The sequence below is a fragment of the Pseudomonas sp. KUIN-1 genome, from assembly GCF_009176725.1.
In the GTDB taxonomy this organism is placed as follows: Bacteria; Pseudomonadota; Gammaproteobacteria; order Pseudomonadales; family Pseudomonadaceae; genus Aquipseudomonas; species Aquipseudomonas fragariae.
In genome coordinates this window covers 2,787,951-2,804,066 of the sequence record NZ_AP020337.1, presented here as the reverse complement: position 1 = coordinate 2,804,066, position 16,116 = coordinate 2,787,951, and the positions used below count along the sequence as shown (strand labels likewise).

Sequence of the window (16,116 nt, the reverse complement as noted above, 5' to 3'; positions counted from 1 at the left end):
AAGAAAGACGCCCGGGAAAGGCCAGACGGCTGGGTGCAGAGCCGTGCTTTTAACGCCACCAGCCCTTGCCTAGAAGTCCCTTTTATAGAAAATATCCAGCGAGCTGGCAACACCGCTCGCGGCCTCCAGGTACACGCGCTTGCTGAGCAGATAGCGCAAGGCGATGGTATTGGCCGGTTCAAACACGCCCACGCCATAACGCAGGCTGAGCTTGTCGGTGATCTTGCCGCTGGCAACCACGTTGGTCTTGTCGCCGGTTCCCGAGGTGTCCAGTTCGAAGTCCTTGATCCCCAGATTGTCGGCGAGCTTGCCAGTGGTCGACGAGCTACCTGCCACACCCAATGCCAGCGCAGCCTGAGCGACCATGTTGTTGTCTTCGCCGGAAGTGCTGAGCGGTCTGCCCATGACCAGATAGGAAAGCGCCTGCTCCTGGCTCATCGCAGGTTCGGAGAACACCTCGGTGGTAGGCTGCTCGGCGCTGCCGGTCAGGCGAATACCGGCAATCACGTCGTCGGTCTGCCGAATCGCCTCGATGTCCAGATAAGGCTGGTCGACCGGACCGGCAAACAGCAGACGCGCCTTGCGGATGGTCAGCCGCTGCCCATAGGCGCGATACCGACCATCGTTCAGGTTCAGTTCGCCACGGGTGTCCAGATTGTCGCCAATGTGCACATGCCCGACCAGATTGGCGGTCAGCCCGAAGCCGCTGAAGCTGAGCTTTTCCTGGCCGACGTCCACATCGATATCCATCGCCACCGCGAGCGGCGGAGCGCCTTCCTCGGTCTGCTGTCCGACGATCACCGTGTCACCGGAGAGCTTCACAGTGGAAGGCGGCAACTCGCGTACGGTAATCGCGCCATTGGGCACCAGCACCTTGCCGGAGATGGCCAGTCGCTCGCCCTGCATGGAGATTTTCAGATCAGGCGCCGCCTCTACCGCCGCATAGGGTTCGACAGTGATCGGCAGGCGCGAGCCCTTGAGGCTCACATCGACGTTCAGGCTCTGCCCCCAGGCCACCTGACCGCCTATGCTGCCCTGCCCGGTGCTGCCACTTTTCCAGCCGCCATTGAGCTGTACGCTTGCTCCGGCAATCAACGCCTGGACCTTGAGGTCGTGCAGTTCCATGGGCAGCTCTGCCCCCGCCACCTCACCCCCTTCAAGCGTCACGTTGCCGTTGACCAGCGGCGCCAGCAACGTGCCTGACAACCGGCCATTGCCATTCAGACGCCCATTGAGTTTCTGCACCATTGGCGCGAAAGGACGTGCCACCGAGATATCCAGCCCCGAGAGGTTGAAGTCACCTGCCAGGGTTTTGTCCTTGGCCAGCGGGTCGATCTGCGCGTTGAGCAGCAGCCTTCCCAGCTTGCCGCCATCGAAGTCCAGACGCGTGTCGATGCGTTTGGGCGCCAGCGTGGTGACCAGTTTCAGCGTCTGATAAGGGAAGTCCAGCCACTGATTGTTGTTGCGTACCCGCAGCGTTCCGCCTCCGGCGTCAATCGTGACCTTGCCGCTGGGGCCGGCTGCCGGAATGTCGAGCTGCACGTCTGCATTCAGCGCGCCCTTCCAGGCAAAATCCTTGGGCATCCATTGCGCCAGGCTGTCCAGCGGGAAATTCTTGAGTTGATAACGCAGATGGGGTTCAGGCATCAGCCGCTGATCACCGCCACACAGGCTGGCAGCTCCGGACAACCAACAATGCGCACCGAAGTTGAGCCGGCCATCGGCCAGACGCTCGATCTTCGCTGGCTGCTGCAAACGCCAGTTCTGCCCGCCGCTCTGCACCGTACCGCTGGCCAGTCGGCCTCGCCAATCACCCTTGTCCAGACCACCGTCAAGGCCGATGGCCAGTTTGAGCAGAGGTCCTTGCAGGTCCAGCTTCACCTGCTGGCTCTTGAGCGTGCCCTGACCGTCCACCAGCAAGGTGCCCAACTGGGTATCGCCAGCCTGAATACCGGTGCCTTTCAGGTTGATGACCGCGCGTTGCGCCTGATCCAGTCTGGCGTTGAGCGTGAGGGTTTGCAGACGATTGTCCTGCAAGGCGAGCTGGCTGCCCTGCAAGGCCAGTTGTCCCTGGGGTGCCTGCAGCGTTCCGGCCAGGTCCAGCCGGCCTTTGACCTGCCCCTGCAAACGTGGCCAAAGCTGGGCCAGACGCGGCAGATCCAGGTCCAACTGCCCCTTGAGACGCTCCTGCAGACTACCCATTCCTTGAATACGGTTGTCCCCGAGGCGGATGTTCAGACTGCTGACATTCCATTGCTGATCACGGCCGTCAGCCTTGGCTTGCAGCAGCGCAGGCTGACCACGCAGGCGCCCTTTCAAATCAAGGTCGGCGCTGAGTTCAAGCTGCTCGTTGCGCATCTGACCTTTGCTGCGTAACGGGCCTGCCAGTGTGCCGGGCAGTTCGGCAACCCAGAATGAAGGGTCCAGCGCACTCAGGTCCAGAGCCGTGTCCCAGCCGATACCGTCAGCGAACTGCAGGTTCAGGAAACCGCTGGCCTTGCCCTGCCCGGCGACCAGTTCCAGCTGCGGCAGATGAATCTCCTGCAGATTGCCGCTGAACGGGCTGACCAGTGTGAACGCACCGGCAGGCCCCTTGAGGCTGGCGTTGAAATTGCCGAGGTAATTGCCATCGGTATAGGAAATATCGCCCTTGAAGGCATGCAATGCCACCTGAGGCTCTGAAGCCAGTGGATACAGGCGCTGCCAGGGGAAATCCAGCCAGTCGATGCTTGCATCCGCAGAAAAACCGCTCTGCCAGTTCATCTTGCCGTTGATGGCCAGACGCTGCTGATCATCGGCGGCCAGATCGAGTCCGGCGATGGTTGCGCCGTTGGCATCCACGCTTCCTTTCAATGACAACGCAACAGGGCCTTTCTCTGCGGGCAGGCTGGCACTGCCATCTATCAAATAGCCAGAGTCAAGATTGCCCTGGGCCGTCAGCACCAACTGGTCCAGTTGCAAGGTGTCAGGCAATGCAGCGCTGGGTTTGAAGTGTTCGGCAGTCAGTCTGATGCGTGCCGGAAGGTGTTCGGCCAGGGGTTGCAACTCGCCAGTCAGCAATCCCGGCAGATAACCGCTGCTGTCCGCCTTGAGCTGCAGCGTCTTCAGCAGGTCGCCCTGGATGTCCAGAGCCAGCGTCCAGGGCTGGCCATCCTGTGGCGGAAGTTGCAGTTGACCTTGCACGCTGAGTGGCCAGTCGCCCTCGGGTTTCAACAGGCCATTGAGGTCCAGCACCAGCGCATCACGTTGCAGGTGCGCGCTGTCGATCTTCAAGCCTTCGGCGGTCCAGTGCGCTGCCAGCTTGAGATCGCGCAATTGTTCGACGCCATCCAGTTGCAGACCGCCCAGCTGTATATCACCCAGTTGCAGCGCCAGCGGTAACCTGAGCGTCGGTAACTGGATCGGGCCGTCGCTGGCGGGCGTATCGCTCGGCGGGAAATGCATCAGCACCTGCTGCGCATGCAGACGGTCGATGCACAGCGTCATCTTCAACAGGCAGGCCGGCGTCCAGGCAAAATCGACGGATTGAACCTCGACGCGGTCTGCGCCCTGCTGCCACACGAGGCGTTCGGCGCTCCACTGGCCGCCCAGTCGTCCCTGAAAGTTTTCCAGCTGCACACCGGGCACCCGAGCCAAGGCCCACTGGCTGCCCGTATGGGTGCCCAGCAGCAGCGCGACACTGATGATCACCAGCAGCAGTAATGCGACGAGTCCCAGCCCGACGACCTTGGCGCCGCGGGTGATGTTCACCTTGTTCAAAGCTCCGGCCCCATCGAAAAGTGCAGACGGATTCCGCCGTCATCGTCCAGCGCGTGGGCCAGATCGAGACGCAGCGGGCCTACTGGGGATACCCAGCGCACGCCGAAACCGACTCCGGTTTTCAGGTCTGGCTTGTCCAGGCTGTTGAACGAGTTGCCCTGATCGATGAAGGTCGCCAGGCGCCATTTGTCAGCGATGGAATATTGGTATTCGACGCTACCGGCAAACATGTATCGCCCACCGATGCGGTCGCCGTCGGAATTGGTCGGTGACAACTTCTGATAGTCATAGCCGCGCACGCTCTGATCGCCACCGGCAAAAAAGCGCAGCGAGGGCGGTATCGAGGTGTAACCGTCGGTGAGGTTGCCGCCAAACTGCACGCGACCGAGAAAGCGGTGATTTTGCGCGACGGTCGTCAGCCCTTTGAGCAGCACGTTGGCATGCACCAGATTGGCGTCAGACAACATGCCCTCCTTGGCCACCTGCGTGTCGAACTGCAGTCTGTAACCCTGGTGCGGGTCGATACGGTTGTCACTGCGCAGGTACGAGTAACTGATACCGGGCATCAGCAGCGTGCTGAGGCCGGCGTCATCGCCCAGGCGGTATTCTTCACGCTGCCATTTCAGGGATATGACCCGCTCCCAGCCGCTGGGCAGCTTGCTGTGCCATTCAGGCCCGGCAGTCAGCAATTTGCTGAGGCTGTCGGTTCCGGCGATCTCTTCATACTGATACCCACCGGCGTAGCGCAATTTGTCGGTCAGCGGCGGGTCGAGCGGTACGTCGTACCACAGGCCGATATTCTGCCGTGGCGCGGAAATCTCGGATTCGAAACCATAACTGTGGCCCTGCGGATTGGCCCAATGCCGGGTCCAGTTGGCTTTGCCACGCGGGCCAACGTCAGTCGAATAGCCCAGCCCCAACCCCATGGTGCGAGGCTTGCGGGTTTCGAGCTGAACGGTCACCGGAATAACCTGATTTTCCGCTGCGGTGGGCGCCGCATCGACCCGTACGCCCTCGAAGTAACCGCTGCCCTGCATGGCCTGGGTCAGTTCGGCGATCAGTTGGGAGTCGTAAGGCGTGTTTTCCTTGAACGGCACCATGCGCTTGAGCAGATCGTCATCAAATGGCGCGTTGCCACTGAACATGACCTTGCCGAGCGTGTAGCGCGGCCCGCTTTCATAGACCAGCTCGATATCCGCCACACCGGCCCGCGGGTCGATGGCCAGGCGCTGACGGGTGAAGTGACCGCTGAAAAATCCGTAACGCGAAGCCTGATTCTGGATCAGACGCTTGGCGTCTTCATAATTGCCGTGATTCAACACCGCGCCGGTTTTCAGCGCGTCGCTGCTCGGCACACGAAAGGCCTTCATTGCTGCCGCCGGGCCTTCGACCCGGATCACCACGTTACGCAGGTGAATGGGTTCGCCCGGCTGGATGTTGATCACCAGGCTCGGTTGATCTCCGTCCTTGATCTCACTATCAATCTGCGCCTGGTAATAACCCAGCGCCTGCGCGGCTTTTTCCGCCTGCTGCTCGGCACCGAGGCTGAAGTTGCGCAATGCCTGGGCATCACGCTCGCCCAGATCACCGACATACCCTTCGACGTTGGCCTTGAGTTGCGGATTGGCAGGCTTGATCCTGACGTCGAGGCGGGCCTGGGCAAGCGCGGCCGCACTCATGGTCATCAGGAAAACGCTGCTGAATAGTCTGAAAAGCTTCATGGGCGTAGATGCTACCACGATCGACAGGCTGCACTGGAAGCCCACGAATTGCAGGATATTCAGGCCATTACGTCAGGGACCGGCAGTGACACCTGAGGGTTCGGATGAAAAAACACATGCTCGCGGACGGGGCCTACAGCAATTTCACCGATTTCTTCATAGCCCTGCCGCTTATAGAACTCCAGATAACGCGGATTGCCCGTATCTACCACGATGCCCTGGGAGTGTTCATCCACTGCGCACCAGTCGTGCAGCGCCGCCAGCAGTTGCTCGCTCAGGTCCTGACCGAGCTTCTGCCCCTGGAACTCCGGATCAAGGCCGATCAACGGCAGCACATGCACGGTTTCCGACGGCACGCAGGCAAGTACTGCGTTGTAATACGCCAGATAGCGCTGGGTGCAACCCAGGCCGGTGTCCATCACCATGCGCAGACGCCAGGCCCAGCTTTCGGTGACACCCAGACGGCGCTGCGGCGGAGCGATCAGCGCTACGCCGACCAGGCGGTCCTGGAGAAACAGGCCCAGCGCAGGCTGGTTTTGCAAAAAGTGTTGTTTGACCAGTTGGCGGATGGTCGCCAACACGCGTTGCTCATATCCCTCGCGCTCGGCGTTGAACAGATAGGCAAATGTCGGATCGTGCCGGTAGGCCCTGAACAGCAAGGAGCGGGTTTCACGGGAATAACCACTGTCGAGTTGGCGAATTTCACCCGTGATGGCAGCAGGTAGGGACATAAAGGGCCTCGTGTTAACGGAACTGCGTCTGGCGCAGCGGTTTTGGCAAGCAGGCTTTCGAGTGATGGCCATTGATAACAGTTCCAACGAATTATCCAGACACGCCTCGGCCTGCGCTTGCGACGCGGCACTGGTCCTGAAACCACAGGTCGGCTAGCATCGTTGTTTGTTTTTGCTCAGGACCGCTGTTTTATGAAAATCATCTCGTTCAACATCAATGGTCTGCGCGCTCGACCGCATCAGTTGGCGGCGCTGATCGACAAACATCAGCCTGACGTGATCGGTCTTCAGGAAACCAAGGTTTCGGACGAGCAATTTCCCCAGGCGGAAGTCGAAGCGCTGGGCTATCACGTGCACTTCCACGGCCAGAAAGGCCATTACGGTGTCGCTTTGCTGTCTCGTAATGCGCCGCTGGCCCTGCACAAGGGTTTCGAGGGGGACGACGAGGAATCCCAGAAGCGTTTCATCTGGGGTACTTACGCCGACCGCAACGGCCAGCCGGTAACCATCATGAATGGCTACTTTCCACAGGGCGAAAGCCGTGATCACCCAACCAAATTCCCCGCCAAACAGCGCTTTTACGAGAACCTGCAAACGCTGCTCGAGGGCCACTTTCGCAACGATCAGCCGCTGATCGTCATGGGCGATGTGAATATTTCTCCGCAGGACTGCGATATCGGCATCGGCGCCGACAACGCCAAACGCTGGCTGAAAACCGGCAAGTGCAGCTTTCTGCCTGAAGAGCGGGAGTGGATGGAGCGCCTGAAGAACTGGGGCCTGGTGGACAGCTTTCGTCACCTGTACCCGGAGGTCGTCGACCGCTTCAGCTGGTTCGACTATCGTAGCCGTGGCTTTGAAGACGAGCCCAAGCGCGGCCTGCGCATCGATCTGATCATGACCTCTACCGGCTTGCAGCCACGCATCAAGGAAGCCGGTGTGGATTACGACTTGCGCGCCATGGAAAAACCGTCCGACCACGCACCGATCTGGCTTGAACTCAGCTGACTGATCCCCTCCTGTGCCCCTCCCGCGCGATCCCTCCTTAATAAGGCTCGGGTCGCGCTGAAACACTTACAGCCCCTGAAATTGTCATATTCCGGCAATCTCTCTGACTTATTCTCCCGGCACCCTCCCGTGATTCATGGTGACGCCGATGCTGCGCGCTTTGCTTACGGCGCTCACCCTGTCGAGCGCTACCCTGCCCGCTTTCGCGCAAGCCGCACTGCCGTTGCCTGCTGGCGATATACCGGCCTTGCGCATTCAAGGCTCCAACACCATCAACGCTCAACTAGGACCTGCGCTGGTCGAAGGATTGATGCGCCAGCAAGGTCTGCAATCGGTACAGACCCTCCCCGGCAACACCCTCAATGAACAACGCGTCGTTGGAACCACAGCCGCCGGGCAACCCGTCAGGGTCGAAATCGCCGCGCATGGCTCAGGCACAGGTTTTACCGCGCTGAAAGCAGGTAACGCAGATATCGCGGCCTCTTCTCGACCGATCAAGGATCAGGAGGCCAAAGATCTGGCCAGTCTGGGGGATCTGAAAAGTGCAGCCAGCGAGCAAACCATTGCCATCGACGGCGTTGCAGTGATTCTGCATCCCGGCAATCCGCTGAGACAACTGGATACCCTTCAACTGGCGCGCATTTTCAGTGGCGAAGTCAAAAACTGGAGTGAGGTCGGCGGCAATCCAGGCGCTATCCATCTCTATGTTCGCGATGAAAAGTCCGGCACCTACGAGACGTTCAAGGACCTGGTACTGACCAAGTACGGCAAGACCCTGCTCGGCAGCGCGGCGCGCTTCGAGTCCAGCGAGCAGCTCTCCGACGAAGTCAGCAAGGACATCAATGGTATCGGCTTCATCGGCCTGCCTTCCGTACGCCGCGCCAAGGCGGTGGCCATAGCCGATGGCGATTCCAGGCCCATGCTGCCGACGATCAGCCTGATTGCCACCGAGGACTACCCGTTGTCGCGCCGACTGTATTTTTACGTGCCCACGTCAACTCCTCAGCGCTGGGCGCAGGCGCTGGTTCGTTTCGCGCAAAGTGCCGAGGGCCAGGCCATCGTCGCGCAAAGCGGTTTTGTCGCGCAGACCGTACAGGTCCTCAAGGTGCAGCCTACCGCGCAGATGCCCGCCGATTACCAGGCGCTGGCACGCAAGGCCGAACGCCTGTCAGTCAATTTCCGCTTTGCTCAGGGCAGCGCGCGCCTGGACAACAAGGCGCAGCAGGACCTCAAGCGGGTTGCGGATTACCTGAAATCCAGCGACAAACTGGACCGGCATGTGACGCTGGTAGGCTTCGGCGACGCCAAGAGCGACCCGGAGCGGGCCGCCCTGCTCTCCAGGCTGCGTGCCATGGCCGTGCGCCGGGAACTGCTGAAAAGAGGCGTGACGTTCCGCGATATCGTTGGTCTGGGTGACGAAATGCCGGTGGCCACCAATGAAATCGACGACGGCCGGATCAAGAACCGTCGAGTTGAAGTCTGGGTGCAGTGATCGACCGGCAGCTAGGACCTGCTGCGCATTGAGTCTGCCGGCATATATTTGCCCAGTTCATATTTGCCGACGGCAGCGCGATGCACTTCATCCGGGCCGTCAGCCAGACGCAACGTACGCTGCATCGCGTACATGTAGGCCAGCGGGAAATCACTGGAAATCCCGGCGGCGCCGTGCATCTGGATCGCCCGATCAATGACCTTCAGCGCCACGTTGGGCGCGACCACCTTGATCTGTGCGATTTCGCTTCTGGCGACCTTGTTGCCGACGGTATCCATCATGTAGGCCGCTTTCAGGGTCAGCAGGCGTGCCATGTCGATTTCCATGCGCGAGTCGGCGATCAGGTCGATGTTGCCGCCCAGCCTGGCCAACGGCTTGCCGAATGCTACGCGGTCAATGGAACGCCTGCACATCAGCTCCAGCGCCCGCTCCGCCATGCCGATCGAGCGCATGCAGTGGTGAATCCGCCCTGGTCCGAGCCGCCCCTGAGCGATTTCAAACCCACGCCCCTCGCCGAGCAGGACGTTCTCGAACGGAACCCTGACGTTTTCGAACAACACTTCGGCATGGCCATGGGGCGCATCGTCATAACCAAACACCGGCAGTGGCCGCACGATCTTCACGCCGGGCGTATCGACCGGCACCAGAATCATCGAATGCTGCTGATGGCGCGGCCCTTCAGGATTGCTCAGGCCCATGAATATCAGGATTTTGCAGCGCGGGTCGCAGGCACCAGAGGTCCACCACTTGCGACCGTTGATGACCCACTGGCCACCGTCACGCTCAGCGCGCGCGGCCATATTGGTGGCGTCCGATGAGGCCACGTCGGGCTCGGTCATGGCAAAGGCAGAGCGAATCTCACCGCGCAGCAGCGGCTCGAGCCAGCGGGCTTTCTGTTCCTCGCTGGCATAGCGGACCAGTACCTCCATGTTGCCGGTGTCGGGTGCCGAGCAGTTGAAGGGCTCGGGACCGAGCATTGAGCGGCCCATGATTTCCGCCAGCGGCGCATATTCCAGATTGCTCAGGCCGGCGCCCAGTCCGGAGTCGGGCAGGAACAGATTCCACAATCCTTCCGATCTGGCCCGGGCCTTGAGCTCTTCCATGATTGCCGTGGGCTGCCAGCGATCCCCTTCGGCCACTTGCCGCTCGAAAACCGGCTCGGCCGGATAGACGTAGGCATCCATGAACGCCGTGACGCGTTCACGCAGGGCCTGCACCTTCGGGGAATACGCAAAATCCATGGGGTCGCCACCGTGTCGATCAGGTTGTCGAAGTCATGAACACGATGCTAGAGAAACGCTGCACATTTATCTAATCTATTCCCAGCGTGTATAAACATTCATAACCGATATATGATCCGTCACCATCGCGGCATTACCACCCCTCTAAACAATCAATCACAATAACGGCACGAGGCGCCCCATCAATGAACCTGAACAAGGTCGATCTCAACCTTTTCATTGTCTTCGACGCCATCTACACCGAAGCCAACCTGACCCGCGCCGGACAGATTGTCGGCATTACCCAGCCTGCAGTCTCCAACGCACTGGCGCGGCTGCGCGAGACCTTCAACGACCCGCTGTTCGTGCGCACGGCACAAGGCATGGTGCCGACACCGATGGCGCAGAACATCATCGGCCCGGTGCGCAACGCCCTTTCGTTGCTCAGGGTATCGGTGCAGGAAAGTCGCATCTTCAACCCGTTGCAGGCCAACAAGAATTACCGCATCAGCATGACCGACCTGACCGAGGCAGTGATCCTGCCAGCGCTGTTCCAGCGACTGCGACGCCTGGCGCCTGCGGTGACCATCGAAAGCTTTCTTTCCAAGCGCCGGGAAACCACCAAGGAACTGGCCGCCGGACGCCTCGACTTCGCTGTGGACGCGCCGCTCAACACTGACCCGCAGGTGCGCCATGTGAAGCTGATGGAGGACCGCTATGTGTGTGGCATGCGCAAGGGGCATCCATTGGCAAACAAGGCCACGCTGACCCTCGACGATTACCTGAGCCAGTCTCATATCCATATCTCCAGCCGCCGCAGCGGGTTGGGCCATGTGGATCTGGCGCTCGGCAAGATGGGCATCCAGCGCAGGATAGCGTTGCGCTCGCAGCACTACATGATGGCAACCCAGGTGCTGCAGCAGACCGACATGGTCATGACCGTGCCCGAGCGCTTCGCCCGACGTAACGACTTGCACTATGTCTACCTGCCAGTCAGCGACGTTCCCTCGGTCGAGACCCACCTGTACTGGCATGAAAGCACCGACCAGGATCCGGCCAATCGCTGGATGCGCGAGCAGATCATCGAACTTTCACAGCGGGTGGTGGCGCAGGAACACAACCTCGAAAAGGCATTAAATATTTAACTTAAGTTATTGATTATGAAAGTTTAAATAACATAACTTAATGTCGTTTCTAGGTAGCAAGGTGCGACCGCTCAAGCTCTGGCATCGCCACTGCAGCTTGACGCATACGTAAAGCAGCCCTTAGCTTTGCGGTTGTATACCTCGCCGAGTCATGCCATGAGCAGTCACACCTACAGCATTTCCGAGCTCGCCCGCGAGCTGGACATCACCACCCGCGCCATACGCTTTTACGAAGAGCAAGGCATGCTCAGCCCTGAACGCAAGGGCCTGGAACGTATCTATACGGCCCGTGACAAAGTCACTCTGAAACTGATCCTGCGAGGCAAGCGCATAGGTTTTTCCCTGGCCGAGTGCAAGGAACTGATCTCGTTGTACGACCCTGCCGGTGGCAATCAGAAGCAGTTGCAGACCATGCTGGGCAAGATCGCCGAACGCCGTGATCAGCTGGAGCAGCAGTTGCTGGACATCCAGCAGATGCAACTGGAACTGGACACCGCCGAAGAGCGCTGCCGAGCCGCACTCGATAAAACCGCTGCCGCCCCACTCTGACCCCTTCGCACTGACTACAAAGGCGCCGCCATGTCCCTCCCGCAAAAGGTGAATCTCGTTGAAGTCGGCCCGCGTGACGGTCTGCAGAATGAAGCGCAACCCATCAGTGTCGACGACAAGGTGCGCCTGGTGGATGACCTGACGGCAGCCGGGCTGGGCCATATCGAGGTCGGCAGCTTTGTCTCGGCCAAATGGGTCCCGCAGATGGCGGGCTCGGCTCAGGTGTTCGAGCGGATCCAGCGCCGTGAAGGCGTTATCTATTCGGCTCTGGCGCCGAATCTACGCGGCTTCGAAGACGCATTGGCTGCCGGGGTCAGAGAAGTCGCGGTGTTCGCGGCGGCGACCGAAGGGTTCTCGCAGCGCAACCTCAACTGCTCGATCAGCGAAAGCCTGGAGCGCTTCGCGCCGGTCATGGAAGCGGCACGGATGCATGGCGTGCGGGTTCGAGGGTATGTGTCGTGCGTATTGGGCTGCCCTTATGAAGGCAGCGTTTCGCCCGAACAGGTCGCGACGGTCGCCAACCAACTGCACGCGATGGGCTGCTATGAAATTTCCCTGGGCGACACCATCGGAACCGGCACGCCGGGCGCCACACGGGCCTTGTTCAACGCCGTGGCTGCGCAGATACCGCGCGGCAAGCTGGCCGGCCACTTCCACGACACCTATGGCCAGGCGCTGGTAAACATCTACGCAAGCCTGGAGGAAGGCATCCAGGTCTTCGACAGCTCCGTGGCCGGCCTCGGCGGCTGCCCCTACGCCAAGGGTGCCAGCGGCAATGTTGCCTCCGAGGACGTGCTGTACATGTTGCAGGGGCTGGGTATCGAAACAGGCGTCGATCTGGACCAGGTCATTGCGGCGGGCCAGCGCATCTGCGACGTACTGCAACGTAGCAATGGCTCCCGCGTGGCCAAAGCCAGACTGTCTGAGTAGCACTGTCACCTGTCGGTAACAGGGTGCGACAACTTGCCACAGAGTGTTACTGTGCCCCGCGTCGAGCAGAAACAAACGGGTAACACGGAAACACTCGGCCGCAGAATCAAACGGTCCGATGCCGGAAAAACAAGCTGATCCCCCGGTATTACAGGGGTTTTGAAAACCTGGCACGGGTCCTGCTACATCCTTTGTACAACAAAAATAAAAACACGCAGCACCCCAATAAAAACAACACGTACCGGCTCTGACATAACAAGAACAACACGGACAGAGACGTAGCTAACAGATTTTTTTGGAGTGGATAGCTTTTCTGAACCACTTGCCTCGCAAGTCGTTCGCAGCCAGACAGAGAACAACAAAACTGCCCCGAGGCAGCTGCCGAACTGGTTGGATCACTACGATGAAAGTGTCATCAGCGCTCAAAAAAATACGTTTGCTCTTGATCCCGCCTGCGGATCGCTCAAAAAAGATGTGAAGGGTCAGGTCGCCAAAAACAATAACATGCCTCCCGAACAACAAAAAAGAGCATAGCAACACACCTTGAAGGGGAGCCCAGGCTCCCCTTCGTGCTTTCCGGCGTTCCGCCCTCTTCTCTCGTGACTGAAAAATACAGCCTGATCACTCCCGGTCCGCTTCGGCATGGGCGTTGACAGCACAATCCTACAGGTTTACGTTAACGTAAAGGTCATAGCTGAAAGACGCTATAACCGCTTCCAGAAAGACGCGTAGTCCAAGAACAAAGCGCCACTCAAGAACAAAAAAGGAAAGCCCCATGAGTTACCCCAGCCTGAACTTCGCCCTGGGCGAAACCATCGACATGCTGCGCGACCAGCTGCAATCCTTTGTCGCCGCAGAGCTTGCCCCGCGCGCCGCGCAGATCGACAAGGACAACCTGTTCCCCGCCGACATGTGGCGCAAGTTCGGTGAGATGGGCGTACTGGGGATCACTGTCAGCGAAGAGTACGGCGGCGCGGGCCTGGGTTATCTGGCGCACGTCGTGGCGATGGAAGAAATCAGCCGTGGCTCGGCATCCGTGGCGCTTTCCTATGGCGCCCATTCCAATCTGTGCGTGAACCAGATCAACCGCAATGGCAGCCCGGCGCAAAAGGCCCGTTACCTGCCCAAGCTGATCAGCGGCGAACACGTTGGCGCGCTGGCCATGAGCGAACCCAATGCAGGCTCGGACGTGGTATCAATGAAACTGCGCGCCGACAAGCGCGGTGATCGCTACGTGCTCAACGGCAGCAAGACCTGGATCACCAACGGGCCGGATGCCGACACCTATGTAATCTACGCCAAGACCGACCTGGAAAAGGCAGCCCATGGCATCAGTGCGTTTATCGTCGAACGCGACTGGAAAGGTTTCTCGCGGGGCAGCAAGTTCGACAAGCTGGGCATGCGCGGCTCCAACACCTGCGAACTGTTTTTCGATGATGTCGAGGTGCCCGAGGAGAACCTGCTGGGCATGCTGGATGGCGGAGTCAGAGTGCTGATGAGCGGCCTTGATTACGAACGCGTCGTACTCTCCGGCGGACCGACCGGGATCATGCAGGCGTGCATGGACGTGGTGGTGCCCTACATTCACGACCGCAAGCAGTTCGGCCAGAGCATCGGCGAGTTTCAGCTGATACAGGGCAAGGTCGCAGACATGTACACCCAGCTCAATGCCAGCCGGGCCTACCTGTATGCGGTCGCCCAGGCTTGTGATCGCGGCGAGACCACTCGCAAGGACGCTGCGGGGGTGATCCTGTACAGCGCCGAGCGCGCCACGCAGATGGCGCTGGAGGCCATCCAGATTCTCGGCGGCAATGGCTACATCAACGAGTTCCCGGCGGGCCGACTGTTGCGCGACGCCAAACTCTACGAGATCGGCGCAGGCACCAGTGAAATCCGGCGCATGCTCATCGGTCGCGAACTGTTCAACGAAACCCGTTGATCGGGGAGCCACCATGACCATTCTGCAGACCCGAATCAACACCCGCTCGCCTGAATTCACCCTCAATCGCGACGCCCTGCTCAAGCAGGTCGAAGCATTGCGCTCGCTGTTGAGCAACGTCCAGCAAGGAGGCGGCCCCAAAGCCCAGGAGCGCCACACCTCACGCGGCAAGTTGCTGCCGCGCGAGCGTATCAACCGTTTGCTGGACACCGGTTCACCGTTTCTGGAAATCGGCCAACTGGCTGCACATGAGGTATACGGCGAAGAGGTTCCGGCCGCTGGCGTGATCGCCGGAATCGGCCGGGTCGAGGGCGTCGAATGCATGATCATCGCCAACGATGCCACGGTCAAAGGCGGCTCCTATTACCCGCTGACCGTAAAGAAGCATTTGCGCGCCCAGACCATCGCCCAGCAGAACCGCCTGCCGTGCATCTATCTGGTGGATTCCGGCGGTGCCAACCTGCCGCGTCAGGATGAAGTGTTTCCCGACCGGGAACATTTCGGGCGGATCTTCTTCAACCAGGCGAACATGAGCGCTCAAGGTATCGCCCAGATCGCGGTGGTCATGGGCTCCTGCACCGCAGGTGGCGCGTACGTACCCGCCATGGCCGACGAGGCGATCATGGTCCGCCAGCAGGCCACGATCTTTCTGGCCGGCCCGCCGCTGGTCAAGGCAGCAACCGGCGAAGTGGTCAGCGCCGAAGAGCTGGGCGGTGCCGATGTGCACTGCCGCACGTCCGGCGTGGCCGACCACTATGCCGACAACGACGATCACGCGCTCGCGCTGGCGCGGCGCAGCATCGCCAATCTTAACTGGCGCAAGCAGGGCCAATTGAACACCGTCGCGCCCATTGCACCGCTGTACCCCGGCGATGACCTGTACGGCATCATCCCCACCGACACGAAACAGCCATTCGATGTAAGGGAAATCATCGCGCGCCTGGTGGATGGCTCGGTGCTCGACGAATTCAAGGCTCTGTTCGGCACCACGCTGGTCTGTGGCTTCGCGCGTCTGCATGGCTACCCGATCGCGATCCTCGCCAACAACGGCATCCTGTTCGCCGAAGCGGCGCAGAAAGGTGCGCATTTCATCGAGCTGGCCTGCCAAAGGGGCATCCCCCTGCTGTTCCTGCAGAACATCACCGGCTTCATGGTCGGCCAGAAGTATGAAGCGGGCGGCATCGCCAAGCATGGTGCCAAGCTGGTGACCGCCGTGGCCTGCGCCAGGGTGCCGAAATTCACGGTGATCATCGGCGGCAGTTTTGGCGCGGGGAATTACGGCATGTGTGGCCGCGCTTACGATCCGCGCTTTCTATGGATGTGGCCCAACGCGCGGATCGGCGTGATGGGCGGCGAACAGGCGGCCGGCGTGCTGGTGCAGGTCAAATGCGAGCAGGCCGAACGGGCCGGTCAGGCGTTCAGCGCCGAACAGCAGACCGAGCTGAAACAGCCGATTCTCGATCAGTACGAGCATCAGGGCCATCCTTACTATTCCAGCGCCCGCCTGTGGGACGACGGAGTCATCGACCCGGCGCAAACCCGCGACATTCTCGCGCTTGCCCTCTCCGCCTCGCTCAACGCGCCCATCGAACCTACCACCTTCGGCCTGTTCCGAATGTGAGCCG

The 16,116-nt window shown here is 60.3% G+C and carries 12 protein-coding genes; 7 read left to right on the top strand and 5 right to left on the bottom strand.

Features of this window, described 5'->3' with window-relative positions:
* Positions 1-69: 69 nt before the first annotated feature.
* Genes KUIN1_RS12965 through KUIN1_RS12955 form a run of 3 tightly spaced genes read right to left on the bottom strand, consistent with a single transcriptional unit; the run spans position 70 to position 6,211 of the window.
* Entirely contained in the window at positions 70-3,750 is a 3,681-nt protein-coding gene (locus KUIN1_RS12965) for a translocation/assembly module TamB domain-containing protein (RefSeq protein ID WP_116892663.1), read from the bottom strand.
* Positions 3,751-3,755: 5 nt separating this feature from the next.
* The gene (locus KUIN1_RS12960; RefSeq protein WP_152092022.1) at positions 3,756-5,480 is read right to left on the bottom strand and encodes an autotransporter assembly complex protein TamA; all 1,725 of its coding nucleotides are present in this window, start codon (positions 5,478-5,480) and stop codon (positions 3,756-3,758) included.
* A 59-nt stretch (positions 5,481-5,539) separates the two neighbouring features.
* A complete protein-coding gene (locus KUIN1_RS12955) occupies positions 5,540-6,211 on the bottom strand; it encodes a GNAT family N-acetyltransferase (protein ID WP_003345438.1) in 672 nt (223 codons plus the stop codon).
* 192 nt (positions 6,212-6,403) lie between these two features.
* On the opposite strand from KUIN1_RS12955, the gene xthA reads away from it, so the two are divergent.
* Positions 6,404-7,216 (top strand): exodeoxyribonuclease III, encoded by an 813-nt coding sequence (gene xthA, locus KUIN1_RS12950; protein ID WP_024641291.1) that lies wholly within the window; start codon positions 6,404-6,406, stop codon positions 7,214-7,216.
* 148 nt (positions 7,217-7,364) lie between these two features.
* Positions 7,365-8,708: a substrate-binding domain-containing protein gene (locus KUIN1_RS12945; protein WP_116886493.1), complete on the top strand. Its 1,344-nt coding sequence runs from the start codon at positions 7,365-7,367 to the stop codon at positions 8,706-8,708.
* 11 nt (positions 8,709-8,719) lie between these two features.
* On the opposite strand, the gene KUIN1_RS12940 is transcribed toward KUIN1_RS12945, so the two are convergent.
* Positions 8,720-9,949: an acyl-CoA dehydrogenase gene (locus tag KUIN1_RS12940; protein ID WP_116886494.1), complete on the bottom strand. Its 1,230-nt coding sequence runs from the start codon at positions 9,947-9,949 to the stop codon at positions 8,720-8,722.
* Positions 9,950-10,134: 185 nt separating this feature from the next.
* Between KUIN1_RS12940 and KUIN1_RS12935 the strand changes: the two genes are divergently transcribed.
* The 3 genes from KUIN1_RS12935 (at position 10,135) to KUIN1_RS12925 (ending at position 12,552) form a co-directional block, all read left to right on the top strand.
* On the top strand, positions 10,135-11,073 hold the full coding sequence (locus tag KUIN1_RS12935; protein WP_054092597.1) for a LysR family transcriptional regulator: 939 nt from the start codon (positions 10,135-10,137) through the stop codon (positions 11,071-11,073).
* A gap of 156 nt (positions 11,074-11,229) precedes the next feature.
* Entirely contained in the window at positions 11,230-11,622 is a 393-nt protein-coding gene (locus tag KUIN1_RS12930; RefSeq protein ID WP_003318521.1) for a MerR family transcriptional regulator, read from the top strand.
* Positions 11,623-11,652: 30 nt separating this feature from the next.
* A complete protein-coding gene (locus KUIN1_RS12925; RefSeq protein WP_032653547.1) occupies positions 11,653-12,552 on the top strand; it encodes a hydroxymethylglutaryl-CoA lyase in 900 nt (299 codons plus the stop codon).
* A gap of 282 nt (positions 12,553-12,834) precedes the next feature.
* Here the strand turns inward: KUIN1_RS12925 and KUIN1_RS27655 are convergent, their stop codons facing one another.
* Entirely contained in the window at positions 12,835-13,092 is a 258-nt protein-coding gene (locus KUIN1_RS27655; protein ID WP_116886495.1) for a hypothetical protein, read from the bottom strand.
* A 235-nt stretch (positions 13,093-13,327) separates the two neighbouring features.
* Here KUIN1_RS27655 and KUIN1_RS12915 point away from each other — a divergent pair, with 235 nt between their 5' ends.
* Complete coding sequence (locus KUIN1_RS12915) at positions 13,328-14,491, top strand: isovaleryl-CoA dehydrogenase (protein WP_011267707.1); 1,164 nt, start codon at positions 13,328-13,330, stop codon at positions 14,489-14,491.
* A 13-nt stretch (positions 14,492-14,504) separates the two neighbouring features.
* A complete protein-coding gene (locus tag KUIN1_RS12910) occupies positions 14,505-16,112 on the top strand; it encodes a carboxyl transferase domain-containing protein (protein WP_060400159.1) in 1,608 nt (535 codons plus the stop codon).
* The last annotated feature ends 4 nt before the right edge of the window (positions 16,113-16,116 follow it).